Here is a 7,918-nt window from a genome sequence, read left to right on the forward strand (position 1 = left end):
AGACCAGGTTCGCGGCCCGTCTCGTTCTGGACTGAACGGAGCGGGGGAGCGAAGCGGAGGAGCGGAGGGAGGGAAGAACGAGACTCCAAGGCCGCGAACCCCGCCCGGAGCGAATCGCAGGGCAAATTAAACACAGCTCAGAGGTTTCCGCGCGCTTGTTGTTCGCGCTCGATGGCCTGGAAAAGGGCCTTGAAGTTGCCCTTGCCGAAGCCGAGGGAGCCGTGGCGTTCGATGAGCTCGAAGAAGACGGTGGGGCGGTCGGTGATGGGCTTGCAGAAGATCTGCAGCAGATAACCGTCCTCGTCGCGGTCGACCAGGATGCCGCGGCGTTGCAGTTCGTGCACGGGCACGCGCACATGTCCGATGCGCGCGCGCAATTCCGGGTCCTCGTAGTAGCTGTCGGGGGTGTCCAGGAATTCGATGCCCTCGCGGCGCAGCACGTCGACGGCGGTGAGGATGTCGTCGGTGGCCAGTGCGATGTGCTGGACGCCGGGGCCGCGGTAGAACTCGAGGTATTCGTCGATCTGTGAGCGCTTGCGGCTGGGGGCGGGTTCGTTGAGCGGGAATTTGACCCGGTGGTTGCCGTTGGCCACCACCTTGCTCATCAGGGCGGAGTACTCGGTGGCGATGTCGTCGCCGACGAATTCGGCCATGTTCTCGAAACCCATGACGCGCCGGTAGAACTCGACCCACTCGTCCATGTGCCCGAGTTCCACATTGCCGACGACATGGTCGATGGCCTGGAAGACGCGCTTGGGTTGCCCGGCGCGCGGCGCGTAGGCGGAGCGGCGCGGGGTGTAGCCGGGCAGGTAGGGCCCGCAGTAGCGGGAGCGGTCGACGAGGGTGTGCCGGGTGTCGCCGTAGGCGGCGATGGCGGCGGTGCGGACGGTGCCGTAATCGTCGGTGTCATCGTGTGGTTCGACGAGGACGGTGGCGCCCTGGGCGCGGGCGCGAAGGATGCAGCGGTCCACGTCCGGGACCTCGAGCGCGATGTCCACCACCCCGTCCCCGTGCCGATCGTGGTGTGCGACAAGCGGACTGGATGGATCCACCGCACCCTTGACGACGAATCGGGCGCCGCCGCTGCGCAGTACGAAGGCCTTGTGGTCACGGTTGCCGGTCTCGGGACCCGAGTAGGCCTCCAACCGCATGCCGAAGGCGGACTGGAGATAGTGCGCGGTCTGAGTGGCATTGCCGACCACCCATACGATCGCGTCCCAGCCCAGCACGGGGAACGGGTCGGCGTCGGCATCGTGGTCCACCAGGCCGACGAGGCGGCGCAGTTCTTCGTCGCCGGGCAGATCGCCGGATCGGGCGGGGGCATATCCCGAACGGGCCCGGCCGTCGATGCCGTGGTGTCCTGCGTCGATTCTCATGTGCCCAGGAAAAGCCCAGCGGTCGCCACTAGGCAATATCGCCGAATTCCACTGGGCACTGTGGTGAATTGCACCACCATCTGCCGCCTAGTGCTGGACAATTTGAATAGCAGCGAACGCACGAGCGGAGGTTCCGCCATGTCCCGCACGCCCGCCCGGCTGGATGAGCTGGATCTGGCCATCCTCACCGCCATGCACGAGTACCAGAAGGCGGGCATCCTGGAACTCTCCCGCCGCACCCGGGTCGCCCGCGCCACCGTGCAGTCGCGGATCGCGCGCATGGAGGAGGCGGGGGTGATCGCCTCCTACGATCCGCAGATCGATGTCACCGCGGCCGGTTTCGATGTGCAGGCGTTCGTGACACTGGAGATCGCGCAAGGCGCGTTGGAGGCGGTCGCCACCGATCTCGACGCCATCCCCGGCGTCCTGGAGGCCTACGCCACCACGGGCTCGGGGGACGTGCTGTGCCGAATCGGCGCGGATTCGCACGCCGGGCTGCAGGCGGTCCTGCTGAGCATCGACCGGACCAGTTCGGTGGTGCGCTCTCACAGCGTGGTGGTGCTGTCCACGGTCGTCCCGCAGCGCACCCTGCCGCTGCTGCGCACGCTCACCCCATCCGGATCGAGCAAGGCCCCGGCGTACCGCACCGCACACTGAGGCGGGCGGGCCCTCGCGGTCAGCGACGCAGGTCTGCTCCGGGATCGAGGATTTCGACCACGTGGGTGCGGGCGGGCTCCGTGAAGGCCAGCAGGGCAAGGGCTTCCGACTCGACGGCATCGCGGTCGGCACCGGACCACCTGGCGTGCGGGCTGATCCGCAGCGTGGCCGTGCCGCCCTTGCTGAACACCTTGTAGACGCCGGACAAAAAGCCGTCGATCAGGATCGGAGACACCTGATTGGCGAAGGCGCGCAGGGTCGGGGCATGACCGTCGGGGACGATGCGGGTGCGGTCCTGGTGGGACAGGATGACGTTGTCGTACCAGCCGAGCAGGCGGACCGGGGCCGGGATGTCCGGGTCGGCGAGGCGGGCGTCGGCGGCGTCGTAGAGGGTGCGGCCGCGCTCGTCGGTGTAGGTGCGGACCCGGTCGCCCAGTTTCTCGACGGCCTTCTTCATGCCGGTGAGCTTGGACCAGGTCTGCATGTCCATGGTGGTGGCGGGGCCGAAGGCGCGCAGATAGCGCAGCAGCAATTCCTCCAGCGGATAACCGGGGTCGAGGGATGCGCCGAGCCAGGGCCGCACGCGGGACCAGACCGGCCGGCTGCTGTCGCCCCAGCGGCCGCGGGGCGGGGTTTGCAGGACGGGCAGCTGGTAGAGCCAGGCCTGCACGACCGCACCCGGATCGCGGTCGGGATAGAGGGCCGCGGCGCGCTCGCGCAGTGCCGCGGCGGGGGTCGGCTCGTCGCCGAGCATCGCTTCGCCCCGTGCTCGCACCTCTTCCGGATCCAGGCCGATCAGCGCGCCGGAGTTGAAACCCTTACGGAAGGGGATCTTTTCGAGTTCGGGCTGGATATGCGGGGCGATGCGCAGTGCATCCGGCGGGGTGACCAGGTGAATGGTGCCGCGCATCAGGGTGATTCGCACCAACGACCGGTCATCGAGAGCCTTCGACACCGTCTCCGGATCGAAATCGACTGTGCGGCTCCACAATGCGAGGAACGGCGGCAGCATGTCCTGGGCCTGCACGCCGACGAGGTGGTCGCACAGTTCGTGCGCGCCGAGCTCGGACCGCTCGAGCAGATGCTGACGCGCGAGCAGGGTCCGGTTCAGCACCCGGTTGGAAAGCTTCACGATCGGTGACGCTACGTGAGCCGTACCCGGTTCGCGCGATCGCGACGGCGCTGATGCGGGATGACGACGCCCCGGTCAGCGGAGGGTGACGACGACCTTGCCGGTAGCGGTGCGCTTGTCCAGGGCGGAGACCGCCTCGGCGGTGTGCGCGAGGGCGTAGAGCACCGGCTCCGGCGGGGTGATCCTGCCGTCCGCGAGCAGCGGTTCCACCTCGGCCCACTGTTCCTGCAGGTAGCCCGGGTGGGACATCACCCATTCGCCCCAGGCCGCACCGACCACCTCGACGTTCTTGAGCAGCAGTCGATTCACCTTGACGGTGGGGATCTCGCCCGCGGTGAAGCCGACCACCAGCAGCCGCCCGGCCGAGGCCAGCGCGCGAATGCTGTCGGTGAAGCGGTCGCCGCCGACCGGGTCGAGCACGATGTCGACGCCGCGGCCGCCGGTGAGTTCCTTGACCGCGGCCAGCCAGCCATCGGTGAGCACCACATCGGTGGCTCCGTTGGCGCGCGCCACCTCGGCCTTCTCGTCGGTGCTGACCACCGCGATGACCCGGCCCGCGCCCAGCGCCTGCGCCATGCGCAGCGTGGAGGTGCCGATACCGCCGGCCGCGCCGTGCACCAGCACCGTCTCGCCCGCGGCCAGGCGGCCGCGGTTGCGTAGGCAGAAGTGCACGGTCAGGTCGTTGAACAGCACGCCCGCCCCGGACTCCAGCGAGACGTTGTCGGGCAGCTTGAAGACCATTTCCGCCGGTGTCACAGCGACCTCGGCGACGGCATTGCCGAGCAGGGTCAGTGCGACCACGCGGTCGCCGGGCCGCACATGCGAGCCTTCCGGCGCCTCCCGCACGATGCCCGCGACCTCGCAGCCGACGACATAGGGCAACGGCGGCTTCATCTGGTACAGCCCGCGGGTCATGAGCACATCCGGGAAGGCGATCCCGGCCGCGTGCACATCGATGACGACACCGCCCGGATACGCCGCGGGCTCGGGAACGTCGAGGACCTCGATGGCTTCCGGGCCTTCCAGCCTGCTCACCACGGCTGCGCGCATTCTCGATCAACTCCGATCAATCCACCGGCGGATACCTGCCGAACGTAGCACCCCCCGCCTCCCCGTGCCTGCAGCGGACGGCTGAGAGCCGCTGCCGGTTCCGTACCCGTGTCTGCGGGCGGCGCCGAAACAATGCAGGCCGTACCCGACGAGTAGCCCCGAACGTTCCGCACTCGGTTGTCGCCTCGAGAGTCGGAGAGCAACAACGTCATTCGGCGGGCACGAAGGAATTCGGTCGCCGATACTCAGCGATGCGCGTATTCGATCATGGATTCATCGGCCGCGACCTGGCCGCCACTGCTGATGACCAGGCTGTAGGCGGTGATCCGGTACTGGGTGCCGTCGGTGGGATTGGTGACGGTGAAACCGCCGGTGCCGTCGGGCACCGGGTCGTCGAGTTCGATGCCCGCATTGTCGCTGATGCGCATGCCCTTGTAGTAGAAGCGGCCGGTGGCGGCGCGGCAGACCACCAGGCGCGACTTGTCGGTGCGGCCCATGGCCATGGCCGGGTCGCCGGCATTGCAGCGCGCGAGTTGCGAGGTGAAACCCTGAGCGTCCGTACCGGATACGGTGCCGACGAGCGGGACCAGGGTGGTGGTCGGCGCGGTCGCCGAAGTGCGCAGGGCCGTGGTGGTCGACGCCGGACGGGTGGTCACCGTGGCGGTGCCACCTCCACTGTCGTCGACGCCGGTGTTGCCGGTCGACACGAACCAGGCGAGCACGGCTCCCAGCACCAGCACGACCCCGATCAGCGCGCCCACCACGAGCGGCAGGGAACTGCGCTCACTGGGCGGCAGTGGCAGTGGGGCGGAAGGGTGTTCGCGGGGCGCGGCCGGATCTGCGAGCCCGGGCAGGTACCCGAGCTGGGCGGTGGGCATGGGGCGCAGCACGGTCGGGTGGTTGTCGCCGGACGACGAGTACATGTCCACCGGGCCCGAGAGCCGTTGCGGCCCGGACGGATCCGGAGCGGACAGGTACACATGACCGACAGGACCCGACGGGTGGCCCGGACGCGCGTAATCGACCGGACCCGACGACTGATCGAGGTAGTTCGGTCCGGAGTGACCGGTGGGGACGGCCGGATTGCCGATGGTCGGCGGGCCGGGCGGCACGGTGGTGCGGGTGGGCTCGCCGTGGGCGGCGCGCAGCAGGGCGGCCCGGGCGGCCCGGGCGAGTTGGCCCGCCGTCGCGTAGCGGCGGCCCGGGTCCTTGGCCATGCCGATGGCCACCACCTGGTCCAGACCGACCGGGACCCCGGCCCGGACGCTGGGCCGCGGCGGCGGCGTGAGCATATGGGCGCGGATGGTGGCCAGATTGCCCTCCGCCCGGAACGGCGGGTCGCCGATGAGGCATTCGTAGAGCACGCAGGCCAGCGCATAGATGTCCGCCCCGGGCGAGACGGAGACATTGTGCTCGAAGCGTTCCGGGGCCATATAGGCGAAGGAGCCGATGGCATTGCCGGTCTGGGTGAGCTGGGCGTCCGATTCGGTGTGCGCGATGCCGAAATCCACCAGGTAGGCGAACATTTCGCCGGTGAGCAGGATATTGGCGGGCTTGACGTCGCGGTGCACGAGCCCGCTCTCGTGGGCGGCGTCGAGCGCGGAGGCGATCTGCTCCACCACGGCGACGGCCTGCTCGGGCGGCAGCGGCCCCTCGTCGTGCAGGTAGGCCTTGAGATCGCGGCCGCGCACCAGCCGCATGTCGATGAACAGGACGCCGTCCACCTCACCCCAGTCGTGCACCGGAATGACGTGCGGTTCCTGGAGTTTGGCGGCGGTGCGAGATTCGCGGCGGAAGCGTTCGACGTAGGTGGGTTGCCGCGCCAGGTCCACATCCAGCAGTTTCACCGCGACCACCCGGTCGCGCACAGTGTCGTAGGCCTCGTAGACCTCGCCCATGCCGCCGACCCCGAGCAGCCGGCGCAACTCGTACTGCCCGAACCGCGATCCGGCTCTCGCCCCTGCGGCCACCCGCGCCGTCCTCCCTGCTGGATGTACAACAGGAAAGGCTACGGGCCGTGAGGCACAGTGTCATTCCCGCGCCCGGCGCCGTGACGCCCCGGATGGGGCCGTCATGCCCCTCAGCAGTGGGGTTTCCCGTTCGGCTGGACTGTTCTCGCCAGGAGAGAAACACTGTCGTTCCCAGAACAGAAGTACAGATGACTCGACGTGAGCGTGTGCCGCACGCCCCGTAGAGTCATGTCACGGACTTCGGTCAGCAAGCACCTCACCCGGTGCTATGGAAAGACACGCGGCACACCGTGCAGCGCGAGGAGCACCAGTGTCACTCGATGAGCCACTCGCCCCGCTTCCCCAGGAGGGCATGGGCTTCGCTTCCGCGTGGCCCGTCCGGGCCGGCGATGTGGATCCCTATCACCGGCTGCGATTCGATGCCGTGGCCCGCTATCTGCAGGACATCGCCTGGGAGGAAATGCAATCCGGGTTCTTCCACCGGACCGATCCGGCCTGGATCGTGCGGCGCACCGTGGTGGACGTGGTGCGACCCATCCACTGGCCCGACCGGGTGGAGCTGCGACGCTGGTGCTCGGCCATGTCGACGCGGTGGACGAATATGCGGGTGCGGATCACCAGCGAGGACGGCGGTCTGATCGAGACCGAAGGGTTCTGGATCAATATCAACGAGTTCACCAATATGCCGACCCGGATCAGCGACGAGGGTCTGGCCGAACTCGCGCGCACTACCGATGAGCACCGGCTGCGCTGGCGGCCCTGGCTCACCGATCCCACGCCGCCGGAATCGGATGTGGATCTGCCGTTCCCGGTGCGCGCCACCGATATCGACCAGTACAACCATGTGAACAACGCGGCGTACTGGCAGGCGGTGGAGCAGTACCTGGTCGACTACCCGAAGCTGGTGGCCGGTCCGCATCGCGCGGTCATCGAGTACGTGGCGCCGGTGCTGGCCCGCCAGCACATCAGCGTGCGCAGCCGGTACGAGCCGGGTGATCGCACCGGGCATCCGGCGGCGCTGCGGCTGTGGTTCGTGGTGGGCGGCGTGACCACCACGGCGGTGCGCATCGGGCCCCTGCCCAGCTGACTCGGCGACTCCCGGCCCTTCGGCGACTGCCCGGTTGAGCCGGTGACGCATCTGCGAAATCGACTGGCCTTACGCGATATTCCGGACGGACCATCGCGTTCGCCGGTCGACGGTCCCGCGCATCTGCTTCGAGACGGCCCCGCCGTCAACCTCGGCGCCCACTGACTCATATCGAATCAATAACTGCGGCCCAACACAATTCAGGGTGGGCCGCAGCCATTCATGAGCAATCGAGGGGCTGGGCGCAGACCGGCGTCATCGGCATGCGGAGCCCCCACGTCTCCGGTTGTCCGGGCGGACCCTCAGGTGTCTCGTGTTGTCCGGAGCGGACCGTCGGGCGCCTCCGATTATCCGAAGCGGACCCTCGGGTGCGTCCGGCGATCCGGGGCGAAGCCCCCCGGGTAGTGCCGGGGTGGGCGAAGTCCCGGTGTCTCCGGGGGTTCGGGCGCGGAGCCTCCGCTGTCCCTGGGAGTCTCAGGGGCAAAGCCCCTGAGCTTCCCGAGAGTTGGTTGGGACTATCCCTTGGCTGCTTTGAGCAGGTCCTCGATCTTCGTGTATTTCACGCGGGGGCGGCCGGTGGGTTTGCCCGCGGTCTTCTCGGCGTTGTCGATGGCCTTCCAGCCGTCGCGGCCGATCTGGTCGGGCT

Annotated in this window: 6 protein-coding genes; 2 read left to right on the forward strand and 4 right to left on the reverse strand. The window is 68.6% G+C overall.

Features of this window, described 5'->3' with window-relative positions; all coding sequences use genetic code 11:
- Window positions 1–137 precede the first annotated feature (137 nt).
- Window positions 138–1,376 (reverse strand): 4-hydroxyphenylpyruvate dioxygenase, encoded by a 1,239-nt coding sequence (gene hppD / locus GLP40_RS32990; RefSeq protein WP_154791949.1) that lies wholly within the window; start codon window positions 1,374–1,376, stop codon window positions 138–140.
- A 138-nt stretch (window positions 1,377–1,514) separates the two neighbouring features.
- Between hppD and GLP40_RS32995 the strand changes: the two genes are divergently transcribed.
- Window positions 1,515–2,033: an Lrp/AsnC family transcriptional regulator gene (locus GLP40_RS32995; RefSeq protein WP_154791950.1), complete on the forward strand. Its 519-nt coding sequence runs from the start codon at window positions 1,515–1,517 to the stop codon at window positions 2,031–2,033.
- A gap of 19 nt (window positions 2,034–2,052) precedes the next feature.
- Here GLP40_RS32995 and GLP40_RS33000 read toward each other — a convergent pair whose 3' ends face one another.
- The 3 genes from GLP40_RS33000 to GLP40_RS33010 all read right to left on the reverse strand — a co-directional run bounded on the left by GLP40_RS33000 (window position 2,053) and on the right by GLP40_RS33010 (window position 6,185).
- Complete coding sequence (locus tag GLP40_RS33000) at window positions 2,053–3,165, reverse strand: winged helix DNA-binding domain-containing protein (protein WP_328290944.1); 1,113 nt, start codon at window positions 3,163–3,165, stop codon at window positions 2,053–2,055.
- Between the two features lie 75 nt (window positions 3,166–3,240).
- Entirely contained in the window at window positions 3,241–4,215 is a 975-nt protein-coding gene (locus GLP40_RS33005) for an NADPH:quinone oxidoreductase family protein (RefSeq protein ID WP_154791951.1), read from the reverse strand.
- A 245-nt stretch (window positions 4,216–4,460) separates the two neighbouring features.
- Window positions 4,461–6,185 carry a serine/threonine-protein kinase gene (locus GLP40_RS33010; RefSeq protein ID WP_328290945.1) on the reverse strand — a complete coding sequence of 575 codons (1,725 nt, stop codon included), beginning with the start codon at window positions 6,183–6,185 and terminating at the stop codon, window positions 4,461–4,463.
- Window positions 6,186–6,495: 310 nt separating this feature from the next.
- On the opposite strand from GLP40_RS33010, the gene GLP40_RS33015 reads away from it, so the two are divergent.
- Window positions 6,496–7,272 carry an acyl-[acyl-carrier-protein] thioesterase gene (locus GLP40_RS33015; protein WP_328290946.1) on the forward strand — a complete coding sequence of 259 codons (777 nt, stop codon included), beginning with the start codon at window positions 6,496–6,498 and terminating at the stop codon, window positions 7,270–7,272.
- Window positions 7,273–7,918 lie beyond the last annotated feature (646 nt).

Source organism: Nocardia aurantiaca (assembly GCF_009708175.1).
Taxonomy (GTDB): domain Bacteria; phylum Actinomycetota; class Actinomycetes; order Mycobacteriales; family Mycobacteriaceae; genus Nocardia; species Nocardia aurantiaca.